At 70.2% G+C, this 25,704-nt stretch carries 26 protein-coding genes; 20 read left to right on the top strand and 6 right to left on the bottom strand.

Translation table 11 applies throughout. The features are described from left to right. Nucleotides 1-4 precede the first annotated feature (4 nt). Complete coding sequence (locus tag AS25_RS09185; RefSeq protein WP_437123715.1) at nt 5-1,324, bottom strand: MFS transporter; 1,320 nt, start codon at nt 1,322-1,324, stop codon at nt 5-7. A gap of 46 nt (nt 1,325-1,370) precedes the next feature. Between AS25_RS09185 and ftsY the strand changes: the two genes are divergently transcribed. The 20 genes from ftsY to AS25_RS09085 all read left to right on the top strand — a co-directional run bounded on the left by ftsY (nt 1,371) and on the right by AS25_RS09085 (nt 20,023). Next, complete coding sequence (ftsY, locus tag AS25_RS09180; protein WP_172644436.1) at nt 1,371-2,477, top strand: signal recognition particle-docking protein FtsY; 1,107 nt, start codon at nt 1,371-1,373, stop codon at nt 2,475-2,477. A 273-nt stretch (nt 2,478-2,750) separates the two neighbouring features. Continuing rightward, nucleotides 2,751-4,070: an ammonium transporter gene (locus AS25_RS09175; RefSeq protein WP_035964728.1), complete on the top strand. Its 1,320-nt coding sequence runs from the start codon at nt 2,751-2,753 to the stop codon at nt 4,068-4,070. Further along, a complete protein-coding gene (locus AS25_RS09170; protein WP_035964556.1) occupies nt 4,067-4,405 on the top strand; it encodes a P-II family nitrogen regulator in 339 nt (112 codons plus the stop codon). Before AS25_RS09175 ends, AS25_RS09170 begins: the two co-directional genes overlap by 4 nt. A gap of 113 nt (nt 4,406-4,518) precedes the next feature. Beyond that, nucleotides 4,519-6,090, top strand: a complete 1,572-nt coding sequence (gene ffh, locus AS25_RS09165; RefSeq protein ID WP_035964555.1) for a signal recognition particle protein — start codon at nt 4,519-4,521, stop codon at nt 6,088-6,090. A gap of 6 nt (nt 6,091-6,096) precedes the next feature. Further along, nucleotides 6,097-6,591, top strand: coding sequence for an NUDIX domain-containing protein (locus tag AS25_RS09160; protein WP_035964553.1), 495 nt, complete (start codon nt 6,097-6,099; stop codon nt 6,589-6,591). Further along, nucleotides 6,588-7,574, top strand: a complete 987-nt coding sequence (locus tag AS25_RS09155; RefSeq protein WP_035964551.1) for a hypothetical protein — start codon at nt 6,588-6,590, stop codon at nt 7,572-7,574. Before AS25_RS09160 ends, AS25_RS09155 begins: the two co-directional genes overlap by 4 nt. A gap of 178 nt (nt 7,575-7,752) precedes the next feature. Beyond that, on the top strand, nt 7,753-8,196 hold the full coding sequence (gene rpsP / locus AS25_RS09150) for a 30S ribosomal protein S16 (RefSeq protein WP_035964547.1): 444 nt from the start codon (nt 7,753-7,755) through the stop codon (nt 8,194-8,196). A 2-nt stretch (nt 8,197-8,198) separates the two neighbouring features. Then, nucleotides 8,199-8,441, top strand: a complete 243-nt coding sequence (locus AS25_RS09145; protein ID WP_035964545.1) for an RNA-binding protein — start codon at nt 8,199-8,201, stop codon at nt 8,439-8,441. Nucleotides 8,442-8,565: 124 nt separating this feature from the next. After that, on the top strand, nt 8,566-9,141 hold the full coding sequence (rimM, locus tag AS25_RS09140; RefSeq protein WP_035964543.1) for a ribosome maturation factor RimM: 576 nt from the start codon (nt 8,566-8,568) through the stop codon (nt 9,139-9,141). 3 nt (nt 9,142-9,144) lie between these two features. Next, nucleotides 9,145-10,095 (top strand): tRNA (guanosine(37)-N1)-methyltransferase TrmD, encoded by a 951-nt coding sequence (gene trmD / locus AS25_RS09135; RefSeq protein ID WP_052160863.1) that lies wholly within the window; start codon nt 9,145-9,147, stop codon nt 10,093-10,095. Between the two features lie 177 nt (nt 10,096-10,272). Beyond that, nucleotides 10,273-10,635, top strand: a complete 363-nt coding sequence (gene rplS, locus AS25_RS09130; RefSeq protein ID WP_035964541.1) for a 50S ribosomal protein L19 — start codon at nt 10,273-10,275, stop codon at nt 10,633-10,635. A 10-nt stretch (nt 10,636-10,645) separates the two neighbouring features. Continuing rightward, nucleotides 10,646-11,335: a signal peptidase I gene (gene lepB / locus AS25_RS09125; protein ID WP_084118118.1), complete on the top strand. Its 690-nt coding sequence runs from the start codon at nt 10,646-10,648 to the stop codon at nt 11,333-11,335. Between the two features lie 132 nt (nt 11,336-11,467). Beyond that, on the top strand, nt 11,468-12,274 hold the full coding sequence (lepB, locus tag AS25_RS09120) for a signal peptidase I (RefSeq protein ID WP_035964540.1): 807 nt from the start codon (nt 11,468-11,470) through the stop codon (nt 12,272-12,274). Then, entirely contained in the window at nt 12,271-12,972 is a 702-nt protein-coding gene (rnhB, locus tag AS25_RS09115; protein ID WP_035964536.1) for a ribonuclease HII, read from the top strand. Before lepB (AS25_RS09120) ends, rnhB begins: the two co-directional genes overlap by 4 nt. 137 nt (nt 12,973-13,109) lie before the next feature. After that, a complete protein-coding gene (locus AS25_RS09110; RefSeq protein WP_253270533.1) occupies nt 13,110-13,574 on the top strand; it encodes a YraN family protein in 465 nt (154 codons plus the stop codon). 154 nt (nt 13,575-13,728) lie between these two features. Beyond that, nucleotides 13,729-15,075: a hypothetical protein gene (locus AS25_RS09105; protein ID WP_156960947.1), complete on the top strand. Its 1,347-nt coding sequence runs from the start codon at nt 13,729-13,731 to the stop codon at nt 15,073-15,075. A 298-nt stretch (nt 15,076-15,373) separates the two neighbouring features. After that, a complete protein-coding gene (locus AS25_RS09100; RefSeq protein ID WP_035964531.1) occupies nt 15,374-16,945 on the top strand; it encodes a YifB family Mg chelatase-like AAA ATPase in 1,572 nt (523 codons plus the stop codon). After that, complete coding sequence (dprA, locus tag AS25_RS09095) at nt 16,942-18,321, top strand: DNA-processing protein DprA (RefSeq protein ID WP_253270532.1); 1,380 nt, start codon at nt 16,942-16,944, stop codon at nt 18,319-18,321. The genes AS25_RS09100 and dprA overlap by 4 nt, the downstream gene beginning before the upstream one ends. Beyond that, nucleotides 18,281-19,303 carry a tyrosine recombinase XerC gene (locus AS25_RS09090; RefSeq protein WP_084118116.1) on the top strand — a complete coding sequence of 341 codons (1,023 nt, stop codon included), beginning with the start codon at nt 18,281-18,283 and terminating at the stop codon, nt 19,301-19,303. Before dprA ends, AS25_RS09090 begins: the two co-directional genes overlap by 41 nt. 216 nt (nt 19,304-19,519) lie before the next feature. Continuing rightward, complete coding sequence (locus tag AS25_RS09085) at nt 19,520-20,023, top strand: DUF3145 domain-containing protein (protein ID WP_035964529.1); 504 nt, start codon at nt 19,520-19,522, stop codon at nt 20,021-20,023. A 244-nt stretch (nt 20,024-20,267) separates the two neighbouring features. Here the strand turns inward: AS25_RS09085 and AS25_RS09080 are convergent, their stop codons facing one another. From AS25_RS09080 to AS25_RS09060, 5 genes are all read right to left on the bottom strand, one after another. Next, on the bottom strand, nt 20,268-21,530 hold the full coding sequence (locus AS25_RS09080) for a beta-ketoacyl-[acyl-carrier-protein] synthase family protein (protein ID WP_035964528.1): 1,263 nt from the start codon (nt 21,528-21,530) through the stop codon (nt 20,268-20,270). Between the two features lie 123 nt (nt 21,531-21,653). Continuing rightward, complete coding sequence (locus tag AS25_RS09075; RefSeq protein ID WP_035964527.1) at nt 21,654-21,899, bottom strand: acyl carrier protein; 246 nt, start codon at nt 21,897-21,899, stop codon at nt 21,654-21,656. Nucleotides 21,900-22,048: 149 nt separating this feature from the next. Next, entirely contained in the window at nt 22,049-23,116 is a 1,068-nt protein-coding gene (locus tag AS25_RS09070; protein ID WP_035964525.1) for a beta-ketoacyl-ACP synthase III, read from the bottom strand. 60 nt (nt 23,117-23,176) lie between these two features. Further along, complete coding sequence (locus AS25_RS09065; protein WP_035964524.1) at nt 23,177-24,088, bottom strand: ACP S-malonyltransferase; 912 nt, start codon at nt 24,086-24,088, stop codon at nt 23,177-23,179. Between the two features lie 91 nt (nt 24,089-24,179). After that, nucleotides 24,180-25,415, bottom strand: a complete 1,236-nt coding sequence (locus tag AS25_RS09060) for a PucR family transcriptional regulator (RefSeq protein WP_035964522.1) — start codon at nt 25,413-25,415, stop codon at nt 24,180-24,182. Between the last annotated feature and the right edge of the window lie 289 nt (nt 25,416-25,704).

The raw sequence follows: 25,704 nt of genomic DNA, 5'->3' as shown, positions 1-25,704 counted from the left end.
GGGCTCACTTTCGTCGAGGGGCAGGGGCGTGGGTGCGCGACACCGGGGGCAGGGTGTCCCTGGCCGGCAACCACGCGATCGCCGCGAGCAGCATGAGTGCTCCCGAGATCCCGAAGGCCCAGCCGAAGCCTGCGGCGTCCGCGAGCGCACCCGCGAGCACGGGGCCGGCGATCTGGCCCGCGTCCGCGCACATCTGATACCGGGACAGTACCCTGCCGCCCGCGCGATCCGGGCCGATCACGTCCGCCACGGCCGCTTGTTGTCCCGGGTTGAGGGTTCCGGAGCCCACGCCGGAGAGCAGCGAGAGCACCGCGAACATCACCACGGACGTGCTCAGCCCCACCCCGATGGTCGCGAGTCCACACACGAGCAGCCCCGTGAGCACGAGCGGTTTGCGCCCCACGCGGTCGGTGAGCCGCCCCGTGACGGTCAGGGCAGCGGCGTTTCCCACGGCGAACAGGGCCAGTGCAAGCCCGGCGACGGCGGGTCCCTCGCCGACCACCTGGACAGCGAGCAGGGGGACCAGGGCCACGCGTACGCCCATGGCCGTCCAGCCCGTGGAGAAACTGGACGCGAGCGCAGCACGGTACGCGCCGGCGTCGAGTGCCTCGCGGACGCGCATGGGCGGCTGGGCCCGGCCGGCGCGTTTGGCGCCGATCGTCTCGTCCTTCAACCGCACGTACACCACGAGGACGGCGACCAGCAGGGCCCCGGCGTAGATCAGGAACGGGGCGTGCATCCCGAGGCCCGCGAGCAGCCCGCCGAGCACGGGCCCCAGGATGCCGCCCAGCAGGAACGCGGTCGCGTAGTACCCGGAGACCCGCCCGCGCATGGTGGGCGGGGCCAACCTCACGATCAGGCCCATCGCGGACACGGTGAACATCGTGGAGCCGATCCCCCCGAGGCCGCGGAAGATCAGCAGTTGCCCATAGGTCTGGGCGAACGCGGTCGCGGCCGAGGACAGGGCCACCACGATCAGACCGATCAGGTACGTGGGCCGTTCACCCAATTTGTTGACCACTGCACCGCTCGCGGGGGCGAAGACGAGCCGGCACAGGGCGAACGCGCTGATCACGGCGGAGGCCGCGGCCACGCCCACGCCGAAACTCGCCGCGAACTGCGGCAGCACGGGCGCCACGATCCCGTAGCCCAGGGCGATCACGAAGGCCGCGGCGATCAGGACCTTGATGGGTTCGGGGACCCTGCCGCGCCGCGCGGGACCCGCGGCGGCGTCGTCGTCCGCGGCCGAGGGAACGGCGCGCGCGTCGTCGGGGGAGGCGGGGACGGGATGCTCGGCGGGGTCGCGGGGATCGGGGCGGGACACGCCCTGCAGTTTATGGGAGATTAGGAGGGTGATCACGACTGAACTGATGTGGATACTCATTGTCGCCGCGGTGGTGGTGGTGCTGCTCGTGGTGTTCGGCATCCTGCTGCTGCGCCGGCCCAAGGCACCCCGGGGCGGTTACACGGACACCCGGGACCTGGACGACGTCCCGGCGACCGAGGGCGACACCCTCGTCGAGGACAGACCGGTCAGCACCCTCGAGCGCCCGGAGTCCGCCCGCGGGCGCCTGGCCCGGTTGCGCGGACGGCTGGCCAAGTCCAACACCATGCTCGGCAAGGGTCTGCTGGTCCTGCTGTCCCGCGAACGCATCGATCAGGACACGTGGGACGAGATCGAGGACACGCTGCTCATGGCGGACCTCGGCACGGACGCGTCCCTCGAGCTCGTGGAGAACCTCAAGAAGCGCGTGCGGGTCGAGGGCACCAAGGACCCCGCGCAGTTGAAGTCCCTGCTGCGTGAGGAGATGCTCGCGCTCGTGGACCCCACCCTGGACCGTTCCCTGCGCACCGAGGCCGCCCCGGGCAAGCCCGCGGTGGTCCTGGTGGTGGGCGTCAACGGCGTGGGCAAGACCACCACGGTCGGCAAGCTCGCGCGCGTGCTCGTGGCCGAGGACAAGGACGTCATGCTCGGCGCCGCGGACACGTTCCGTGCGGCCGCCGCGGACCAGCTCGAGACGTGGGGTGCGCGCGTGGGCGTGCCCACCGTGCGTTCGGAGCACGAGGGTGCGGACCCCGCCTCGGTCGCGTTCGATGCCGTCAAGGCCGGCATCGACCAGGAAGCGGACGTGGTCCTCGTGGACACCGCCGGGCGCCTGCAGAACAAGGCGGGTCTGATGGACCAGCTCGGCAAGGTCAAGCGCGTAATCGAGAAGGCCGCCGAGGTGGACGAGGTGCTGCTCGTGATCGACGCGACCACCGGGCAGAACGGCATGACCCAGGCCAAGGTGTTCGCGGAGGCGGTGGACATCACGGGCATCGTGCTCACCAAGCTGGACGGCACCGCCAAGGGCGGGATCGTGGTCGCCATCCAGCGCGGCCTCGGCGTCCCCGTCAAGCTCATCGGCCTGGGCGAGGGCCCGGACGATCTCGCGCCCTTCAACGCCGAGCAGTTCGTGGACGCGATCATCGACTGAGCCTGCTCCCTCTCGCGACGACGACGGCGCTCGCCCCCTTCGTGGGAGTGGGCGCCGTCGTCGTCGGGGCACCGGCACGTGCACTGGCCCCGCCACTGCACTGGAACCGGCATCGACGCCGGTACCTGAGGAGTTAACACGATCGTCACACGCGGACGTGACGTGAAACACCGGCGTCACGAACCCGCGCTGTCGCGGTAACACCCGCCCCGTTGACTGTGTGCAACAGGCGCAAAGGCTGTGCCGACACGAGACAGGGACGAGGTGATCCGGGTGGAGTTGACCGCCGGACACGTGTGGACCGTGGTGGCCGCGGGGTTGGTGTTCTTCATGACCCCCGGACTTGCACTGTTCTACGGAGGCATGACCCGCGCCAAGGGTGTGCTGAACATGATGATGATGAGCTTCGCCGCGCTCGGGGTGGTGGGCGTCGTGTGGGTGCTGTGGGGCGGTTCCATGCTCGCCGGGGACCCGGTGCTGGGCGGCCTCACCGCGGATCCGTTCGCGCACGTCGGTCTGCACGGCCTGATGGACACCGAGGACCTGCTGTCCTCGGACTTCTCCGTGACGTTCGCGATCATCACCGTGGCCCTGATCTCCGGCGCGATCGCGGACCGCACCCGGTTCGGCACGTGGGTGGTCTTCACGCTCGTGTGGGTCACCCTGGTCTACTTCCCCCTCGCGTACATGGTGTGGGGTGACGGGCTGTTCTCCGAGGACGGCGCCCTGGGCCGGATCTTCGGCGAGCCGATCGACTTCGCCGGCGGGCTCGCCGTGCACATCAACGCGGGTATCGCGGCGCTGGTGCTCATCCTGCTCATCGGCGCCCGCCGCGGCTTCGGCCGCGACTCGGGCCAGCGCCCGCACAACCTGCCGCTCGTGATGCTCGGCTCGGCCATCCTGTGGTTCGGCTGGTTCGGCTTCAACGCCGGCGCCGCAACCACCGTGGAGCAGGCCGCCCTGATCTGGACCAACACGCTCGTGGCCCCGGCTGCGGCCATGCTGGCCTGGCTGCTCACCGAGCGCATCCGGGACGGGCACGCGACGTCGCTGGGTGCGGCGTCGGGCGTCGTCGCCGGGCTCGTGGCCATCACCCCGGCGTGCGCCAACGTGACCCCGCTCGGGGCGATCCTGCTCTCCGCCGTGGCCGGTGCGTGCTCCGCGATCGCCGTGGGCCTGAAGTACCGGATCCACCTGGACGACTCGCTGGACGTGTGCGGCGTGCACCTGGTCTCCGGCATTGTCGGCACCGTGGCGCTGGGCTTCCTGGCGATCCCCTCCGAGGGCCGGGCCGGGCTGTTCTACGGTGGTGGCTGGGGCCTGCTGGGCACCCAGCTCGCCGCGACCCTCTTCGTGACGCTCTACACCAGCGTCCTCACGCTGGTCATCGGGCTCGTCCTGAAGGCCACGATGGGGCTGCGGATCACCCGCCGGGACGAGGTCATCGGCGTGGACCTCACCCAGCACGCGGAGTCCGCGTACTCGCTGAAAGACGAGGCCACCGGCTACTTCGCCGGGCAAGCCCCCGCGCGGCCCCTGCCCGGGACCGCCGAAGCCCCCGTGCCCACCGCCAGCAAAGGAGACAACCAGTGAAGCTGATCACCGCAGTGGTGCGACCCGAGAAGTTCAGTGACGTCAAAGACGCCCTGGAGAGATACGGCGTGCAGGGCATGACCGTGCTGACCGTCCACGGCTACGGCCGCCAACGCGGGCACCGCGAGGTCTACCGCGGTGCCGAGTACACGGTGGACCTCCTCGAGAAGGTGCGCATCGAGACGGTCGTGGAGGACGGCGAGGTCCAGGACCTCGTGGACGTCATCGTCACCTCCGCACGCACGGGCGAACCCGGGGACGGCAAGGTGTGGGTCACTGCCGTGGAGAACACCGTGCGCGTGAGCACCGGCGAACTGGGTGACGTCGCGCTCTGAGGTCGCGCGCGACGTCTTCGGCACAGGCCCCGTCCGGGCGACCGGGCGGGGCTTCGCTTGCTAACCTGGGACACTGAATTCATCCGTTGTCAGACGAAAGCAGCGACCACCCCGTGTTCAATTCACTGTCCGACCGGCTCACAGCGACCTTCAAGAACCTGCGCGGCAAGGGCCGGCTCTCGGAGGCCGATGTCGATGCCACCGTCCGGGAGATCCGCCGGGCCCTGCTCGAGGCGGACGTGGCCGTGCCCGTGGTCCGGGAGTTCACGGCGATCGTCAAGGAGCGCGCGCTCGGTGCGGAGGTCTCCGAGGCCCTGAACCCGGGCCAGCAGGTCGTCAAGATCGTCAACGAGGAACTGCAGAACGTCCTGGGCGGGGAGACCCGCCGGATCAACCTGGCCAAGTCCGGTCCCACGGTCATCATGCTCGCGGGTCTGCAGGGTGCCGGTAAGACCACCCTGGCGGGCAAGCTCGGCAAGTGGCTCACCGATCAGGGCCACAAGCCCGTGCTCGTGGCCTCCGACCTCCAGCGCCCCAACGCCGTGACGCAGCTGCAGGTCGTGGGTCAGCGCGCCGGGGTACCCGTGTTCGCGCCCGAGCCGGGTGCCACCTCCGAGTCGGACGACCCCACGGGGGATCCCGTCAAGGTCGCCCGCGACGGTGTGGACTTCGCGCGCGCCAAGCTCTACGACGTCGTGATCGTGGACACCGCCGGGCGCCTGGGTATCGACCAGGCCCTGATGAACCAGGCCCGTGACATCCGTGACGCCGTGGACCCGGACGAGGTCCTGTTCGTGATCGACGCCATGATCGGTCAGGACGCCGTGAACACCGCCAAGGCGTTCGACGAGGGCGTGGACTTCACCGGCGTAGTGCTCTCCAAGCTCGACGGCGACGCCCGCGGCGGTGCGGCCCTGTCCGTGCGCGCCGTGACCGGCAAGCCCATCATGTTCGCGTCCACCGGCGAGGGCGTGCGGGACTTCGAGCAGTTCCACCCGGACCGGATGGCCTCGCGCATCCTGGACATGGGTGACGTCCTCACGCTCATCGAGCAGGCCGAGCGGCAGTGGGACAAGACCGAGGCCGAGCGGATGGCCAAGAAGTTCACCGATCAGGAGGACTTCACCTTCGAGGACTTCCTCGCGCAGATGCAGCAGCTGCGCAAGATGGGGTCCATGAAGAAGATGCTCGCCATGATGCCCGGCGCCGCCGGGATGCGTGAGCAGCTCGAGAACTTCGACGAGCGGGAGATCGACCGCGTGGAGGCCATCGTGCGCTCCATGACCCCGCACGAACGCGTGGCCCCCAAGATCATCAACGGTTCGCGCCGCGCGCGCATCGCGAAGGGTTCCGGTGTCTCGGTCTCCGAGGTCAACCAGCTCATGGAGCGCTTCGCCCAGGCGCAGAAGATGATGAAGCGTCTCGCCCAGGGCAAGGGCGTGCCCGGGATGCCCGGCGGCATTCCCGGGATGGGCGGCGCCGGCGGTGGCGCTGCCAAGAAGGGCAAGTCCAAGAAGAAGAGCTCGCGCTCCGGCAACCCCGCCAAGCGCGCGCAGGAGAACGCGGCCCTGGCCTCCGGTCAGAAGCCGGCGGCGCCGGGCAGCGCGTTCGGTGCCCAGGGCAAGGACCTGGACGCCGAGTCGCTGAACCTGCCCAAGGGCTTCGAGAAATTCCTCGGAAAGTAGGCGGTCATGGGTTCATACCTTCCCGACGACGAACTGCGCAGCTTCATCGCGTCGCTGCCCACCCGGCGGCTCGCGTCCGCCGCGATCATCCGGGACGAGAGCGGTCGCGTGCTCACGGTCGAACCCAATTACAAGGACGACTGGACCCTGCCCGGCGGCACCGTGGAGGCGGGGGAGGATCCCCGCACCGGGTGCTTCCGTGAGGTCGTGGAGGAGGTCGGCCTTCACCTCGAGGGCGGGCGACTGCTCGCGGTGAGCCACGGGGTGGGCATGGGCATGTGGGGGGACTCCGTGTCCTTCCTCTACGACGGCGGGCAGATCCCCTCCGACACCCCCATCACGGTGCAGGAGGAGGAACTGCTCTCGTACCGGTGGGTGGCCCCCGAGGACCTCGAGACCGTGCTGAGCTCCGGCATGGCGCAGCACATCCGTGCGGCCCTGGACGCCTTGCGCTCCGGGACCGTGGTCGAACGCGTCATGGACGGCGGCCGGCGCGCATGAGTGCCGCGCCGCGCACCGCGCTGATCGTGCACGCGGATGCCCCGCAGCTGCCGTTCATCGCAACCGCTCTGGGGACCCGGTTCACGGCGCTTGCGCGCAACGGCTGGTCGGTCGTCCTGGTGCCGGACGAGTTGGACCCCGGGGCTCTCGCGGCCGCCGCGGATCCCGACGCGATGGCGGTCCTGATCACCTCGGACGGGGAGAGCCGCAGCCTGCGGATCTACCCACCCGTGAACTCGTTGAACGATCGCGAGTCCTGGAGTGCCCAGTTCGCGCGGATCGCGGACGATTCCACGCTGCGCTGGGAACCCGCGGAGTCCGCGACCGACCTCGCCCTCGAAGCGCTCCGGGGGCAGGCGAGCCCGGCGCCCACGGCCCAGCCCGCGACCGAAGCGCCGGAAACGCACGGCGTCGCGGAGTCCCACGGCGCCTCCGACACCGGCAGCGCCGCAGGGGCTGACGACGCCGCGTCGTCGCCCGCCGCGGGTGCCGCCGAGGCCCGCATGCTGACCGCGGTGGAGTTCATCGCGTCCCTGACCGACCTGGACGCCGCCGCCACGGCCCGGCTCGAGAACTACGCGCGCACGCCCAGCTCGGGGCTGCTGCTGGAATCCGTCCTGCAACTGCTCGGCCTGCCCACCGTGGCCGCGAAGCTCGTGGAGTCCCAGCGCGAGCTGCACGACGTCGACGGTGTCTCGGACTTCGAGCCCCGGCCCCTGGGTCTGTCCATGCTGGACGCCGCGAGCGTGGAGCCCAGCGGCGGGGACGTGCTGTCCCGGATCCAGCGGGCCTACGTGCGCAGGCCGGGCCTGCTGCTCGCGATCGGGGGAGCGGAGATCGCCCTCGGCGCGGGGCTCGCGGGTCTCGCAGCCCGCGGGGGACGCCGTGCCGCCGTGCTCGGTTCGGCATCGGCGGCGCTGTTCACGGACGCCGCCCTGCAGGCCGCACTGTGGGCGTCGGTGCGCGCACGCAAGAACCGCTGACGCGTTCGTCCCCGACCGTCCGCGGTTTGACACGTGTGGCACAATGGTCGGGTACTCGACCCGTGCGGACCCTCTCACCGCGCGTGCTGTCGCGTCCACAGGAAATCCACTCACGGCCCGCCCCACGGGCAGGTGTGTGCGATGTCCGATTCCATTCGAAACAGGAGTAACCACACAAGTGGCAGTCAAGATTCGTCTCAAGCGTATGGGCAAGATGCGTGACCCTCGTTACCGCGTGGTCGTCGTGGATTCCCGCAAGAAGCGCGACGGTCGCGTGATCGAAGAGGTCGGTGTGTACCAGCCCACCGAGCACCCCTCGTACATCAACCTGGTGTCGGATCGCGTGCAGTACTGGCTCGGCGTGGGTGCGCAGCCCTCCGAGGCCGTGCTGTCCCTCATGAAGATCACCGGTGACTGGCAGAAGTTCAAGGGTGAGCCGGGCGCCGAGGGCACCCTCAAGCAGCCCGAGGCCAAGGCCGAGTTCGTGGCCCCGGACAACGGTTCCGTGATCATCCCCGAGGCCATCACCCCCAAGGCCGACAAGGCCGAGGAGACCCCGGCCGAGGAAGCTCCCGCCGAGGAGACCGCGGCCACGGAGGACGACGCCGAGAAGGCAGAGTGAGCATGCTCGCCGAAGCGCTCGAGCACCTGGTCCGTGGCATCGTGGACAGCCCCGACGACGTGTCGGTGCGCTCCCGCGACGGTCGGCGCGGTCAGACGCTCGAGGTGCGAGTGCACCCGGACGATCTGGGTCGCGTGATCGGGCGATCGGGACGCACGGCCAAGGCCCTGCGCACCGTGGTCTCGGCACTGGCTTCCGGCGAGAACGTTCGCGTGGACGTGGTCGACACCGACCGGCGTCGCTGACGCGAACACACGAGACACACGTATCACGGCCCCCGTTCCTCGCATCGAGGAGCGGGGGCCGTGGTCGTTGCCCGCGCGGTAGCGTGCGGGCCCCACACAGCACGAGTCGCCACGAGGAGATGCCATGAGCGTTCGGGTAGCCCGGATCGGTAAACCGCACGGGGTGCGGGGAGAAGTCACGGTGGAGTTGTTCACGGACGACCCGCGGGCGCGGTTCACCCCGGGCTCCGTGCTCGAGGTGCAGCCCGCCCGTGAGCGGGGTAGGAGCGAGGGCAATGCACCGGCCGGGGCCGGCTCCCCGCAGCTCGAGCACGTGACCGTGAGCGGTTCCCGGTGGAACAAGAACGTGCTGGTGGCGCGTTTCGAGGAGATCGAGGACCGCACCGCGGCGGAGGCCGCTCGGGGTCTCGAACTGTTCGCGGAGGTCGCGGACCTCGAGCTCGACGACGACGAGTGGCACCAGGACGACCTGCTGGGTCTCACGGCGGTGGACATCACACGGGACGACGCCCGGATCGGGACGGTCAAGGCGCTGATCCAGGGTGTCGCCCAGGACCTGTTGGAGATCACCCCGGACGGCGGCGGGCGGCCCGTGCTCATCCCGTTCGTGGAAGAAATCGTCCCCGAGGTGGATTTGGACGCGGGCGTCGTGCTGGTGAGCCCACCCCCGGGCCTGCTCGAGCTCGCGGAAGCGGAGTGAACCGTGCGCATCGACGTGCTGAGCATCTTCCCCGAGTACCTGCAGCCCCTCAACCTGTCCCTGATCGGTAAGGCCGTCACGGACGGGGTCCTCCACCTCGCGGTCACCGATCCCCGCGACTTCACCACCGACCGGCACCGCACCGTGGACGACACCCCCTACGGCGGGGGTGCGGGCATGGTCATGAAGCCCGAGCCATGGACGCTCGCCCTCGAGTCGGTGGTGCACGCAGGGGGCGACGCCGCGGCGTCGTCGTCCGCTCGGACCGCACCGGAGGCCCCGGAGACCGCGGCGCCGGCTGTCGCGACGGACGCCGCGGAGACCGCGGAGCCGGGAGCCGCGAAGTCGTCCGGGACCGTCGAGGAACACTCCGCGGCACCCGTGCTCGTGGTGCCGTCCCCGGCGGGGGAGGTGTTCACGCAGCGGATCGCGTACGAACTGGCAGCGGAGGAGCACCTGATCTTCGCGTGCGGGCGCTACGAGGGGATCGACGAGCGCTTCATCGACAACGCCCGGGGCGAGGTGCGGGTGCGTCCCCTGAGCCTGGGCGACTACGTGCTCAACGGGGGAGAGGTGGCCGTGCTCGCCATGGTCGAGGCCGTGACGCGGTTGATCCCCGGCGTGATCGGCAATCCCGAGTCCCTGGCCGAGGAGTCCCACACGGGCGGGCTGCTCGAGTACCCCGTCTACACGAAACCCGCGCTGTGGCGCGAGCGGGCCGTGCCCGAGATCCTGCTGTCCGGGCACCACGGGCGGATCGAGCGATGGCGCCGGGACCAACAGCTCACGCGCACCGCGCGGCGCCGGCCGGACATGATCCTCGCCCTGGACCCCGCGGACCTGGACACAGCGGACCTCGCGGTTCTCGCCGAGAACGGCTTCCATGTGGCGGGCGGATCGTGGCGCCGTGACGACGAGCACGCGGCCGCGGAGGGCACGCCGGATATGGCATAATGGAGCGCTGTGTGTGCGTCGGGCACGCCCCTGCCGCAGGGGGGAGAGCGACCAACGACGCACCACCCGGCACGGCCATCCCAAGTTCCGTCCCGGATCCTGGAGCGATGCCACCCCGCGCGGGGTGACACGCGGACCACACGTGGGAGACCTGCGGCGATCACGAGGAGTTATGTCATGAACATTCTTGACCAGCTTGATGCCAAGTCGCTGCGCAACGACGTCCCGGACTTTTGTGCCGGCGACACCCTCAACGTGCACGTGAACATCGTGGAAGGCAACCGCTCCCGTGTTCAGGTGTTCAAGGGCTTCGTCGTGGGCCGTCAGGGCTCCGGCGTGCGCGAGACCTTCACCGTGCGCAAGGTCAGCTTCGGCGTGGGCGTGGAGCGTACCTTCCCGGTGCACTCCCCGATCATCGAGAAGATCGAGCTCGTGAGCCGCGGCGACGTGCGCCGTGCCAAGTTGTACTACATGCGCGATCGTCACGGTAAGGCTGCTCGCATCCGCGAGAAGCGCGACTCGAGCGCATCGAGCAAGTAAGACTCACCGGGTGCCACAGCACACGGAACACGCGGAGGGCCCGGCATCTGCCGGGTCCTCCGCCGTGAAACGGCCCGTTTCCACGCGCCGGTGGTGGCTGCGGGTCGTGGCCATTGCCCTGCTCACGGCCTTCGTCCTGGCCTCGGTGGTGCGCGGCTTCGTCGCGGACGTCTACTGGGTCGGCTCCGACTCCATGGAGCCCACGCTCCAGGGCGGGGACCGGGTCCTGGTGGACAAGCTCGTCTCGGGGGACGACGTCACCCGCGGTGAGCTCGTGGTCTTCGACGGCCGTGGCTCCCTGGACCCCCTGCACTCGACCGACCCGTGGTACCAGCAGGCCGTTCACACCGTGGGCCGCTGGCTGGGCGTGACCGGTTCGGACACCGCGTACGTCAAGCGGGTGATCGGCGTCGCCGGGGACACCGTGGCGTGCTGCACCGCGGACGGGTCGGTCACGGTCAACGGCCGAGCGCTGCACGAGGACTACGTCTTCCCCGGGGACGCGCCGTCCCGGATCCCCTTCACCGTGCACGTTCCGGCCGGGCGGGTGTGGCTCATGGGCGACCACCGCAGTGTGTCCGTGGACTCCCGATCGCTGCTCGGCTCGCCGGGCGGCGGCCTGATCCGCACCGAACGCATCGTGGGCACCGCCGAGCGTGTCGTGTGGCCCCCGGAACGTGCCCGTACACTGCGGGAGTGACGGTCTCGGTGCTCCGCCCCGCCCCGCGCACCCCCGCGCGGGCGGCACCCCGGGCGCGAGCGACGTCGCCGAGCAAGCTTCCGCGCGCGAACACGCAACCGTGTCCGTGGGACCCGAGAAAAGGAATGCGTAGTGGCTGAGCAGCATGAATCAGGTGTCCAGGGCGCCCGCGGGCCGGGAGAGCCCACCCCGGCCAACGAGTCCGAGCCCGTAGCGGAAACCCGGAGCGATCGCGGCGGACGCGCGAGCTCGCGGCGCCGGGACGCCAAGAAGCCCACGACCGGGTGGGGAGCGGTCAAGGAGATCCTGATCGTGGTGGCGCTCGCGCTCATCATCGCGTTCCTGGTCAAGACCTTCCTGATCCGCGGCTTCTTCATCCCCTCCGGGTCCATGGAGCAGACCCTGGAACTCAACGACCGGATCTTCGTCAACGTGCTGGACGGCCGCATGGGCACCATCGACCGCGGCGACATCGTGGTCTTCGAGGACACCCAGGGGTGGCTGCCCGAGGCGCCCCGCACCGCGACCAACCCCGTGCGCGGCGCGCTCGAGTTCGTGGGCCTGTTCCCCGACAGCAGCCAGCAGGCCCTGGTCAAACGCGTGATCGGCGTGGGCGGGGACCACGTGACGTGCTGCGACGCGTCCGGGCGCGTCACGGTCAACGGCGAGGCGCTCGACGAGCCCTACCTGTACCCCGGGGCCGCGCCGTCCGACATCCCGTTCGATGTCACCGTGCCTGACGGCAAGCTGTTCGTGCTGGGTGACCACCGCAACGCCTCCGCCGATTCCCGCTACCACATCGCCACCGGGACCGAGTTCGTGAGCGAGGACGACGTCGTGGGCACCGCGTTCGTGATCGCGTGGCCGCTCGATCGCTTCCAGTTCCTGCACAACCCCGCCGAGGTCTTCCAGGACGTCCCCGCGGCCGGCGGGCAGTGAGCCCCGCGACGCCGCGCCCCGTACCCACCCTCGAGCTGGAGACGGAGCTCGCCCGCGCCGGGCACCGCTTCGTGGCCGGGATGGACGAGGTGGGCCGGGGAGCCCTGGCGGGTCCCGCGAGCGTGGGGCTCGTGGTGCTGGAACTCGAACGGATGGTCGGGGGAGCGCCGTCGGACCCGCCGCCGTGGCACGGCGTGCGTGACTCCAAGGCCCTGAGTCCGGCGCGGCGTGCGGCCCTCGCGCCCACGATCGCGGCGTGGGCCGCGGGCGCCGCGGTGGGGCACGCGCAACCGCGGGAGATCGACCAGCTCGGTGTCACCACCGCGCTACGCCTGGCCGGGCTCCGGGCACTGGCCACCGTGGCCGCGCACGGCACGCGCGTCGATGCCTTGATCCTGGACGGCTCCCACAACTGGCTGGATGCACCCCCGGTCCTGGGACAGGACGCCGAAGACGCCGCGTTGCCGCCGCTCGTGCGCACACTCGTCCGGGCCGATGCGCAGTGCGTCAGCGTGGCGGCCGCGTCGATCCTGGCGAAGGTGGAGCGCGACGAACTCATGGTCTCGCTCGGCCGCGAGTTCCCCGCGTACGCGTGGGAATCCAACAAGGGCTACGGCAGTGCGGTGCATCGCGCGGCGCTGGTCGAACACGGCACCACGCCGCAGCACCGGCTCAGCTGGAACCTGGGGGCCCGGTAGTCCGCTGGTCATCCGCCCTGCGCAAGTGAGGTGGGGGCATGGCACCCGGAGGCCCATCGCGCGTCCGGGGTGGATCAGCCCTGCACAGGCGCACCCCGGCCATGGTCAGGAGTGTCGTCGCGCATCACAGTGGGTCCATGACGACTTCCACATCTGCCCACGTGCCACGCGATTCCGGTCGTCCGGGCGTCGCCCTGCCCGATACCGCCCCGCCCGACGCCTCGGTGGCGGCCCATGTGAGCGTGGGGAGGGCGGGGGAGGAACTGATCGCAGACCTGTTGCAGCGTTCGGGCTGGCGGATCCTGGACCGGAACTGGCGCCCCGCCGTTGGGCCCGGGGCACCCCGCGGTGAGCTGGACGTCGTCGCCGAGCGACAGGGAACCGTGACCGTGTTCGAGGTCAAGACGCGCTCGGGCGGGGACTTCGGACATCCCGCGGAGGCCGTGGGCTGGGAGAAGCTGCGGCGACTGCACGTCCTCGCGCGCGCCTGGGCCAGGGAACACGGGGCTGCCGTGGTCCCCGGCGTGGACGTCGTGGCGGTCCATTGGCCCCGCGGCGGCACCCCGCGCGTGGAACACGTGGGCTCCCTCGGCTGGTTGTGAGGCAGTCGCGCGATCCTGTCACCGGGCCCGTTCGCCGCCGACTTCCACCGGGGAGTCACAATCCGGGTCGTCACCGACAGCATTATGAATTTCCCCCTCACCGTGCCACGGTATTTTTTCGGGTGAGTACAAAGGGTCGGCGATCGGGGGACGCATGAAGAGTCCGGCGTGGCTTCCTCACGTGTTGTCGGCCACCGCATTGGCCGCGGCCGCCTCGCTGATGCTCGTCTCGTGCGCGGACGAGGAACCGCCCACCGGATCCGACGCCTCCGCATGTGCCACCTCAGCCGCGGGCGACCACGGTTTGCATGCCGGGATCTTCCGGGCGAACCTCCCCAACGGGGCGTCCGTGCGCATCACGCTCCCCGCGCGGGAGATACCCGATCCTGAACTCGACGAACTGCGCAAGGATGCCCGCGTCAAACGCGCGACATACGCCACCGTGGAGATCGACAACGAGCGGGGAGATTCCCCCGTGTCGGTGAGTCGTTTGATCCTCAAGGCCTCCGACGGCGGGTCCTACCAACTGGAGAACGTCTCACGGGCCCTGAACCGGTGGCAGCCCCGGACGTCCGGGGACCAGTACCGCGCCCATGACGGGTCGCCACTGACCGAGCACGAGGCCCGGCACCTGAAGAATCGCATCGAGGTCGCGAACAGCGCCGCCGCGGGGGACATCGCCGTGGGCGAGCGCGGTACGAACATCCTCGTGGGGGACATCTCCCGGGTTCCGGAGAGCTTCGAGAGCCTCGAGCTGATCCCCTCCATCGGTAACCGGGAAGTCACCCCCGTGCGTGCCCAGCCCGAGGACACCGATGACACCCCGAGCGGCAACGGACCCTCGGGCGGCGGACGATCGGGCAGCGGGAACGGATCGGACGGCGCCGGGGAGAGTGCGAGTCCCGATGCCCCCGCGGAATCGGCTGCTCCCGGTGTCCCCGCTCCGGACGTCCCCGAACCCTCCGCACCGCCCACCGCGGACACCCCTCAGGTGCCCGGGGATCCGGGTGCACCCGTGGTTCCGGACCCCGGGGCTCCCGTTCTCCCGGACCCCGGAGCGCCCGGCGTCCCGGATCCAGGAGGGATCCCGCCGGTGAATCCCGATCCGGGCCGTCCCGTGCCTCCGAGCCCGGCGCCCACGATCCCGCTCCCGCCGGTACCCGCGCCCGACACCTCCGTCTCGCCCCACCCGGCAGTGACCGATCCCATCGTCTCGGTGCCCACGGTGCCAGCACCGGTGATCTCGGACCCCGTGGATCCGGATTCGGGGACTCCGGGCCCGGGATCCCTGGAGCCCGCAGCCCCGGCGGAGTCGCAGGTCATACAGCTCGGTCCCATGAACCTGGAATTGCGAGCCGGGGCCCCGGTCACGGAGCTTCCTGACCGCGGCGTCTCGGTGGTCGCGGTGTCGGTTCCCACCAACGTGCTGCTCGTCGAGGACACGGATCTGACGATTGCCGCCCCCATGTCATTGGAGGACCCCGCGCCCGCTGCTCTCTAGCGGGCCATTCGCCGGGATTCGCCCCGGTACACGGTTCTGTTCAGGGGCGCCTCGCGAAGTAGTCCGCTGCGCCCGTCCGGGTCATGGGTCCGCTGTGCCGGCCCTGCCACGGGCTTCTGCGGGTGATCGTGTCCCACCGGGTCTCTCGAGTCGTGCCTCCCGTCCGTCCGGCCAGCTCATTTCCGCATACGGGCCGCGGTATCCGGGCTCCACACTGCTGGGCTGTGCTGGGACCCGGCGGCCCGAGCGGGAACGCTGGACCCATGACTCGATTACCTGTGATGCGCACCCGCAACCCATGGTTGGGGCCCGACTCGTGAACGGGTTCGCGCGCAGTCGCAGTGTGGCGCTCGTGGGGTTGGCGGGGCACGTGGTGGAGGTCGAGGCGGACATCGGTCAGTCGTTGCCGGCGTTCACGATCATCGGCCTGCCAGATCAAGCGGTGAACGAGTCCAAGGAGCGGATCCGTTCGGCCGCCCGCCATGCCGGGGCCGCCCTCGCACCGCGCAAGATCACCGTGAATCTCTCCCCGGCCACGCTCCCCAAGCGGGGATCACACTTCGACGTCGCGGTCGTGATGGCGGTGCTCAGTGCTCAGGGGGTGGTGCGGGTGCCGCCGGACACGGTGTTCTACGCCGAGCTCGGTCTGGACGGTTCCCTGCGTCCGGTGCGCGGTGTCCTGCCCGCCGTGTTGGCCGCGGTGCGGGCGGGGTACCCCCGGGTGGTCGTGGCCGAGGCCAACCGGGCGGAGGCCGAGCTGGTGGCCGGCGCGGACGTGAGTTCCGCGGCCCACCTGTCGCAGTTGCTCGTGGCCCACGGAGCGGATCCTGCGCTGCTGGCCCGTGCGACGTCGTTCCGGGCCGAGAGCGCGCCGGAGGGCGGGAACCCGCAGGAGCCGGGCGGAACAGCCGTGCCAGACCTGCGTGACGTGGTGGGCCAGGTCGAGGGACGGCAAGCGCTCGAGATCGCCGCCGCCGGTGGACATCATCTCCTGATGGTGGGTCCACCGGGCGCGGGCAAGACGATGCTCGCGGAACGGTTGCCGGGGATCCTGCCGGACCTCGCGGATGATGACTCCCTGGAGGTCACGTCCGTGCATTCGCTGCGGGGCGACGACGTGTGTTCGTCCCTCATGCGGCGGCCCCCGTTCCAGGCCCCGCACCACAGCATCACGATGCCCGCGTTGTGCGGCGGGGGCAGCGGGATGCCACGTCCCGGGGCCATCTCCCTGGCGCACCGGGGCGTGTTGTTCCTGGACGAAGCACCCGAGTTCGACCGCCGGGTGTTGGACGCTCTGCGGCAACCGCTTGAATCGGGAACGGTCACGATCGCCCGGGCACAGTCCGTGGCCCACTATCCTGCGCATTTCCAATTGGTCCTGGCGGCCAATCCGTGTGCGTGCGGCAACGCGGGAGGCACGGGCCAGGCATGCACGTGCACGGCGGTGCAGCGCCGCAGGTATTTCGGCAAACTCTCCGGGCCCCTGCTCGACCGCGTGGACTTGCAACTGCGGGTCCCCGCCGTGACCTACCACGAGCTCAGCGGGGGCCACGGTCGGGCCCCCGAGGACAGCGCAGCCGTCGCGGAGCGGGTTGCGACCGCCCGGGCCGCCCAGGAGGAGCGGCTGCGGCGCTGGGGGTGCCGGTTGAACAGCGCGGTTCCCGGTTCACTGCTGCACCGCACCCTGTCACCGGGCACTCGAGCCGTGCAACCGCTCAAGGCCGCCATGGACAACAAGACCCTGACCGCCCGCGGATTCGTGAAGGTGCTGCGTGTTGCCTGGACCCTGGCGGATCTGGCCGGGGCCACGGTTCCCAGCCCGGAGCACGTGCAGCTGGCCCTCTACTTCAAGACGACGGTGACGACATGACGGAACACCACCCCGCCGGGTCCGAAAGCTACGGCAGCTTGATCGAGCACGACCCCGCCGGGCCGGACCGCCACGGCAACATGACGGATCAGGAGGCCACCGCGGGGGACACTGCCGCGGTCGGCACCCCCGGCGATCCGTACCATGCCGTCCGGGCATGCCGCGTGCGGTTGTCGCGCATCATCGAACCCAGCGATACCGCGGGCTTGATCCTGCTGGCAGCCCTAGGCCCGGAGGTGTTGTGGCGCAGCATCGCGGAATTGCAGGCCCCCAGTCCCGCTCTGCGTTCCGTCTATCGCAAGGCCGCCGAGGAGCTGGCCCCGGGCACGGCGGCCCCGGATCTCGGCAAACGGTTCGCGGCCTGGCGCTCGCGGCTGCCCGTCCCGGAACCCCGCGTGGATGCGCGGCACGCCGAACAGATCGGTGCGTGGACACTCATCCCGGAGGATCCGGAGTGGCCCGCGCAGCTCGACGATCTGGGCCTGCAGCGCCCGCTGGTCCTGTGGGGCCGGGGTCATCGCGAGGCGCTGTCCCGGCTGGATCGCAGTGTGGCCGTTGTGGGCGCTCGCAACGCGAGCGGTTACGGGGCCGCGGTGACCCGACAGATGGCCCGTGGACTGGCCGCTGCCCACTGGTGCGTGGTCTCGGGCGGCGCGTATGGGATCGATGCCGTGGCGCACACGGCCGCCCTCGAGGCAGGCACCGAGGACGGGGCAACGATCGCCGTTCTGGCGTGCGGTGTGGATCGGTTCTATCCGGCGGGCAACGCGGACCTGCTGCATCACATTACGCAGCGTTCAGTGGTGCTCAGTGAGGTTCCCCTGGGCTGTGCTCCCGCGCGCTACCGGTTCCTGCAGCGCAACCGCATCATCGCAGCCCTCACGCGAGCCACGGTGGTCACGGAGGCGGCATGGCGCTCGGGATCGCTCAACACGGCACGCCACGCGGCGGGGCTCTCGCGGGAGGTCGCCGCGGTCCCGGGGGACGTACTCGTGGGAGGATCGGCGGGCTGCCATCGCCTCATCCGCGACGATCACGCGGTGCTCGTGAGCAACGCCGTCGAGCTCTTGGAACTCGTGGAGCCCCTGGGCAATGCGGTGGCCCAGGATGCACACCGGGCGGCGAGCGCCCGTGACGAGCGCCCCGAGGACGGCCTGGATCCCACGTTGTTACGGCTTTTCGACGCGCTGCCCCTGCGCACCGACGCGGACCCGTCCCACCTGTGCGCGGTGTCCGGGTTGAGCCCGGGGGAAGTGCTCACGGGTCTCGTGAGGCTGCGCGACGCCGGACTGGCCGCGGATTCGCTGCTCGGATGGCGGCGGGTAGGCTCGCCGCATGGGCGCAGTAAAAGGCCGGACGGTCGAACGGGAACCTGAGCACGCGGCGTCGTCGGGCGCGCAGAGGGCACCGGCAGCAGGGGCGGAGGATACCCCGCCCGGGCCGCTCGAGACCTACCTCCCGCAGTTCCGGGCGTACCTGAGCCTCGAGCGGTCCCGCAGCGACCACACCGTGCGCTCGTACGTCAATGACGTCTCGGACCTCTCGCACTGGATGCGGGAGCACGGCATCGATTCCATGGACCTGCTGGACCGTGACGCCCTGCGCGGTTGGCTCGCCCAGCGCCACCATCGAGGACTCGCCCGCAGCTCCCTGTCCCGGGGGATCGCGGCCGTGCACACGTTCTTCCGCTGGGCGGTGGACACCCAGGGGCTGCGTCACGACCCGGCCGCGGGGTTGCGCGGGCCGCGCCCCGCCAAGCACCTCCCGGACGTCGTGGGTGCCACGGCACTCAACGACATGCTCGACGACCTCGGGGACGTCGCCCTCGGTGAGCACGACGACGCCCACGCGGCAGCGATCGCGGCGCGCGACTGGGCGCTGCTCGAACTGCTCTACGCCACGGGGGCGCGGATCAGCGAACTCGTGTCCCTCGACGGATCCCACGTGGACGCCGTGAACCACGTCCTCACGGTCACGGGCAAGGGCAACAAGCAACGCCGGGTCCCGTACGGGGAGAGCGCGGGGGAGGCTCTGGCCCTGTGGGCACACCGGCGGGCCGAGCTCGCGGCACCCGACGCGGGCGACGCCGTCTTCGTCGGGGCCCGCGGTGCTCGGATCGACGCCCGGGTGGCCCGCAGGGTCGTGGCCCGCGCACTGGAAGCCGTTCCGGACACCACCGCCCGCGGCCCGCACAGCCTGCGACACAGCGCCGCCACCCACTTGCTGGACGGGGGAGCGGACCTGCGCACCGTGCAGGAAGTGCTGGGGCACGCGAGCGTGGCCACCACCCAGATCTACACCCATGTGTCCGTGGAGCGGCTCAAACGCGCCTACTCCCAAGCGCATCCGCGAGCTTGACATTTCAGCGCGAGCAGTGATTCGGGTTGACCGGTGAGTAGCCCTGCTGGACAATGAAACGGAATGAGCCACCCCCGCGGCCTCGAATCCGCGAGGGTGCGCCCATCAGGTCGCGAACACCGACCGGACAACTTCATACGGGCGCCGAAGCACATGTGCCGGGGCCTCCGAGCAGGACGTTGGGGAAGACGTACCTACACAACGGAGGAACAGGCTATGTCTTCACCCACCACGCGGGGTGTGCTGTACGTGCACTCCGCGCCGCAGGCGCTGTGCCCCCACATCCAGTGGGCTCTGGAATCCGTCTCGCGACAGCGAACGGATCTTCAGTGGACCCCGCAGAACGCCGAGCCCGGTTGTGTGCGCACCGAACTCGAGTGGTCCGGCCGCGCGGGCACGGGGGCGCTGCTCGCCTCCGCGCTGCGGACCCTGGGGCGGGTGAGGTTCGAGGTGACCGAGAACGCGAGCCTCGGTAACGACGGCTCCCGGTGGTCCTTCACCCCCGATCTGGGGATCTTCCACGCGACCACGGACGTCGCCGGGAACATCTGCGTGAGCGAGGACCGGATCCGGTTCGCGTTCGAGGCCTCCGGCGGGGACCCCGCCGCCGTGGTCGCGGAGCTCTCCCTGGCCCTGGGGGAGGCCTGGGACGAGGAGCTGGAACCATTCCGCCACGCCGCCGAGGGCGCACCCGTGCGGTGGCTGCACCGCGTGGGATGACCCCCGCCAGGTAGCCGCCCGCCGGTAGACCCGCCGGATGACGCGGCTCGCCCCGGAAAGGCGTCACCGATGCGGCGTGACGTGGTGGGTGACCTACCCGGGGACCCCCGATGGGTGCCATCCGTACCTGCAATTTTTCGACCTCAGAACCCTCGCTCCGAATCCGTTGCGGAGCACGAACGAACCCCGGTGTCCCACCTCCACAGGGTGGGACACCGGGGTTCGTCGCTGAGGTGGGCACCCGCTACAGGGAGCGGAACGCCGCCACCGAGTTGTGCCCGCCGAAACCGAATGAGTTGGAGATCGCGACCATGTCCCCACCGGGGAGATCCCGGGCGGTGGTCACCACGTCCAGGTCGATCCGGGGATCCTGGTTCTCCAGGTTGATGGTGCACGGGGCCTTGCGCTCGGTCAGGGCCAGGATGGTGAGCACACCCTCCACGGCTCCGGAACCCCCGAGCAGGTGACCCATCATGGACTTGGTCGCGGACACAGCCATGTCGTCCACGGCGGAACCGAATGCGCAGCGCAATGCGCCGGCCTCGGGGATGTCGCCCACGGGGGTGGAGGTCGCGTGCGCGTTGACGTGCTTGATGTCCGACGGCGCGATGTCCCCGGATTCCATGGCCTCGCGCAGGGCGCGGGCGGGTCCGCCCTCGTCCCCGGTGGCGGGAGCGGTGATGTGGTGGGCATCGGCACTGAGACCCGCGCCGGCGAGCTCGGCGTAGATCCGGGCGCCGCGTGCCTTGGCGTGCTCCTCGGACTCGAGCACCACGGCCCCGGCACCCTCACCCATGACGAAACCGTCGCGGTCCACGTCGAACGGGCGGGAGGCGCGCTGCGGATCGTCGTTGCGCCGGGACAGGGCCTGCATGGAGTTGAACGCGGCAATGGTCATGGGGTGGATCGCGCTCTCGGCGCCACCCACGATCACCACGTCCGCCTTGCCCGAGCGGATCAGGTTCAGACCCTGGAAGAACGCCTCGGTGCCGGAGGCACACGCGGAGACCGGGGTGATCGCGCACGCGCGGGCCTTGAACTCCATGCTCACCGAGGACGCATTGCCGTTGGGCATGAGCATGGGCACGGTCATGGGCTTGACGCGGCGGGGTCCCTTGGCGAGCAGGGTGTCCCACGCGTCCAGGAGGGTCCACACACCGCCGATGCCGGTACCGAACGCCACGCCCACGCGGGTGGGGTCCAACTCGTCACTCGAGTCGGCGTCGGCGCCGGAGAAACCGGCGTCCGTCCACGCCTCACGAGCCGCTGCCACGGACAACTGACCGGAGGGGTCCAGACGCTTGGCCTGCACCCGGGACACGGCATCCTCAGACGGCTTGGGGGAGGTGGCGCCGATGCGCACCGGGAGGTCGTACTTCTCCACCCACTCCTGTTCCAGGGCGTGGACACCGGAGACACCCTTGAGGGCGTTCTGCCAGGTCTCCTGGACGTTCTCACCGATGGGAGTGATGGCACCCAGGCCGGTGACGACTACTTTGCGGGACATGTTGTGCACTTCCTCGTGTCCGGGGTCGCAGATGTTCCAGGGCGTGCTCGGTCGGCCGCCCGGTGTGACGTGAGGTGGCGTGCCCCGCTCACGCTGGAGGGCACGCCACCTGACACCCGGGGATCAGTCCTGGGCGTTGTCGATGAAGTTGACGGCGTCCTCGACGGTCTTCAGGTTCTTGACCTCTTCGTCCGGGATGGTGACGTCGAACTTCTCCTCGGCGTTGACCACGATGGTCATCATGGAGATGGAGTCGATGTCCAGGTCCTCGGTGAAGGACTTGTCGAGCTGCACGGCGTCGGTCTCGAGGCCGGTCTCTTCGTTCACGATTTCTGCCAGGCCGGCCAGGATTTCGTCTTTGCTCGCCATATCGGCTTCCTTTCCTTGCGGTCGCGGTGCGCGACCTTACTGGGTGAGCACGGGGTTCGGGAGAACTTCCGTGCGGACCGTCCGAGTGCTCGGAACGGTCCGTGGACAAGAGGTGTGCGGTCTAACCCTACGGCACGCCACGGGTGGGATCAGGGCAACAGCACCACTTGGGCGCCGTACACGAGACCCGCCCCGAAACCGATCTGCAGGGAGGGCTTCCCGGACAGTTCCGGGTGCTCCGCGAGCAGGCGGTGGGTGGCCAGCGGGATGGACGCCGCGGAGGTGTTTCCCGCCTCCGCGATGTCCCGGGCGATGATCACGGAGTCGGGCAGTTTGAGCACCTTGGCCATCTGGTCGATGATGCGCATGTTCGCCTGGTGGGGCACGAACGCGGCGAGGTCCTCGGGCTCCAGGCCCGAGGCCTCGAGGGCCTGCTTGGCCACGCGGGCACCCTCCCACGAGGCCCACCGGAAGACCGTGGGACCGTCCTGGCGCAGGGTGGGCCACATGGTGGCGTCCGGACGCATCTCACCGGTGTCCGGATCCGTGAGGTCCTTGGCGAACGTGCGCTTGCCACCCTTCTCCACGGTGCGGATGTCGTTGAGCGGGTGGGTCATCCGGATCGCGTCCCACTTGGAACCATCGGAGCCCCATACGGACGGGCCGATCCCGGGGACGTCGGACGGGCCGATGACCACGGCGCCGGCGCCGTCGCCGAGCAGGAACGAGATGGAGCGCTCGGTGTTGTCGATGACGTCGGAGAGCTTCTCCACGCCGATGACCAGCACGTTGGTGGAATCGCCCGAGCGCACGAGGGCGTCCGCCTGGGCGATGCCGTAACAGTAGCCCGCGCACGCGGCGGAGACGTCGTACGCCGCGGCGGGAGTCGCTCCGATGCGGTCCGCGAGCTGCGCGGCGAGCGAGGGCGTGAGGTACGGGAAGGTCACGGTGGACACGATGATGGTGTCCAGCTGATCACCCGTGAGCCCGGCGCTCTCGAGCGCTTCGCGGGCGGAGTGCTCGGCCATGTCCATGACGGAGACGTCCGCCGGGGCGCGGTGGCGCGTGTGGATGCCCGTGCGCTTCACGATCCACTCGTCGGAGGAATCGATCCACTGACAGACGTCGTCGTTGGTCACGATCTCGGACGGGCGGTAGGCGCCGATGCCCAGGATGCGGGTGTGGGCGTTGGGGGTGTTCTGTTTGATGGTCGCCACGGGAGGCCGACTCCTTACCTGGTGCAGTTCACGAGTGATCCGGGTGCGTGTGCACACTTGTCAGCTCAGAATACTCCGCACCGTCTCCAGGTCCTCCGGTGTGTTGACCGCCGTTGCGGGGACGCCCTTGAGCCCGCGCTTGGCCAGGCCCACCAGGGTTCCGGCCGGGGGCAGTTCCACGATCCGCTCGACCTGCAGCTCGGCCAGGGTCTCCATGCACGCGTCCCAGCGCACGGGGCGGCACACCTGCGCCACGAGCGAGTCGAGAGCCGCGGCGCCGCTCGCAACCCGAGCGCCGTCGTAGTTGCTCAGCAGCGGGTGCTTCGGGTCGCTGGGCGACAGCTGCGGCACGAGCTCGCGCAGCGGTTCCAGCGCGGGCGCCATGTGCTCGGTGTGGAAGGCACCGGCGACCTTGAGCTTGATCACCTTGGCGCGCGCCGGGGGATTCTCCGCGAGGGCATCGAGCTGCTGGAGCGTCCCGGCGGCAACCACCTGTCCGCCGCCGTTCGCGTTCGCCGCGGTGGCGCCGACGGCGTCAATGGCCTGGGCGACGTCGTCCGGCTTGCCACCGAGCACCGCGGCCATCCCCGTGGGGGAGACGGCGGCCGCCCGCGCCATTTCCGTGGCGCGCACGCGCACGAAGCGCATGGCGTCCGCCTCGCTCAGCACGCCGGACAGGGCCGCGGCGGTGATCTCACCGACGGAATGTCCCGCGAAGACGACGTCGGAGCGGTCGTCCCAGCTCGGAGCGAGCAGGCGCCCGGCCACCAGCCCGGCGGCCACGATCAGCGGCTGGGCCACCGCGGTGTCCTTGATGGTCTCCTCGTCCGCCTTGGTGCCGTAGTGCGCGAGATCCAGCCCGGCGGCGTCGGACAGCTCGCTCAGGTGGTTGGACACTCCGGGAACGGACAACCACTCGGTGAAGAAACCTGGCTTCTGGGACCCCTGACCGGGGCAGACAACTGCAATCACTCGTTCATTCCACCAAGAGTGGGCCGCGCCACGGACTGGTCGGTGTCACCAACCTGAGGGACGAGCTTTGTGGGAGGTCTACAAGACCATGTCATGGCTGGCTGTTCAGCCGGCCCGCGAGCACGGCACAGTGCAGGACGAAGGCGTCCCGGGGGAGCAGGGGGTCCCACCCGGTGATGTCGCTGACCCGGCGCAGCCGGTAGCGCACGGTGTTGGCGTGGACGAACAGCTCGCGCGCGGTGGCCTCGAGCGAATGTCCCACACACAGGTAGGTCGTGAGGGTGTCCACGAGACCCGTGGAGGATGCCGAGAGGGGGTCCCACACGGCCTCCACCATGGAGCGCAGCGCAAGGGGGTCCCCGCTGATGGCGCGTTCGGGCCACAGGTCCTCGGAGTAGACGGGGCGCGGTGCCTGCGGCCAGGCCGCGGCGGCGCGTAGACCGGCTTGCGCACGGTCCGCTGATTCCTTGACGTCGAACACCGAGGACACCGCCGGCCCGTGGACCACCGGCCCCTCACCGAACACCGCCGCGAGCTTGGTCAGGGAACGCATGCGGTCCCGCAGCCCCCCGAGCACGAGCACGAGCCGGTCGGTCTGGATGGCCACGAGGCATTCCGCGGCGTGGCGACCTGCGGCGCGCCGAATGCGTTCCACACCGGCGGGTCCCGTGGTGGCCGGTGCGGGGCCCACCATGACCGTGACGTCCCCCTGATCGGTCCAACCGAGTGCGGAGACCCGGGAGCGCATGGAGTCGGAGTGGTCGCCGCGCAGGATCCCGTCCACCACGAGTGATTCCAGTCGCGCGTCCCAGGAGCCCCGGTTCTCGGCGGCCTTGGCGTAGACGTCCGCGGCGGCGAAGGCGACCTCGCGCGAGAAGCGCAGCACGGCCTCACGCAACGCCACCTCGTCGTTGTGCTGGGCGAGCTCGGGGACCTTCTCCTCGACCACGTCCACGACGATGCGCAGCACCTGCAGCGCGTTCTGCAGCGTGATGGAACGGGTCAGTTCCGTGGGGGCCTGCTTGAAGATCTCGGTCAGCACCCACACGGGTTCCTGCGGGTTCTCGTACCACCGCACGAAGGACGCGATGCCGCGCTGCGCGAGCAGCCCGAGTTCCGAACGTTCGTCCGCGCGCAGTTGCGAGAACCACGGCAGGGACGTGCTCAGCCGCTGCACCGCCACGGTGGAGACCTGCCCCAGATTGGCCGTGAGGTTGTCCAGGGTCTTGGGGTGCGGTGTGCCCTGTTGCCGACTGCGCAGCGGCCAGGTCACCCGGCGCGTGGATCGTGCTTTGCGGGCGGCGGACCCGGAGGTGTCGGAGGGCATGAGTCGAGGGTAGTCCATGCCGTTCGCCCGTCCGCGGGGATGTCCCCGGCCGACGACGCCGCACGCCCGGGCGGGTGCCCCGCGTGGAGTTGCGGGCGGGGTGCGTGCATCCGCGATTACGGGTCAGGACGAGGCCGCCGCGGGTTCGGTCTTCGAGGTTTAATGCGTTTGCATGGTACGACGGCGCCCCCGCACCGTTCCCCGTGTGGGGGTGGTGTGGGGGCGTCGTGGTGGTGGGTTGGTGGGTTAGGCGTCGCCTCCGGTGTTACCGCTGGTGCCGGCGGCGGGG

The organism is Kocuria marina (genome assembly GCF_000786655.1).
Taxonomy (GTDB): domain Bacteria; phylum Actinomycetota; class Actinomycetes; order Actinomycetales; family Micrococcaceae; genus Kocuria; species Kocuria marina_A.
This window is presented reverse-complemented; position numbering and strand designations above follow the sequence as displayed.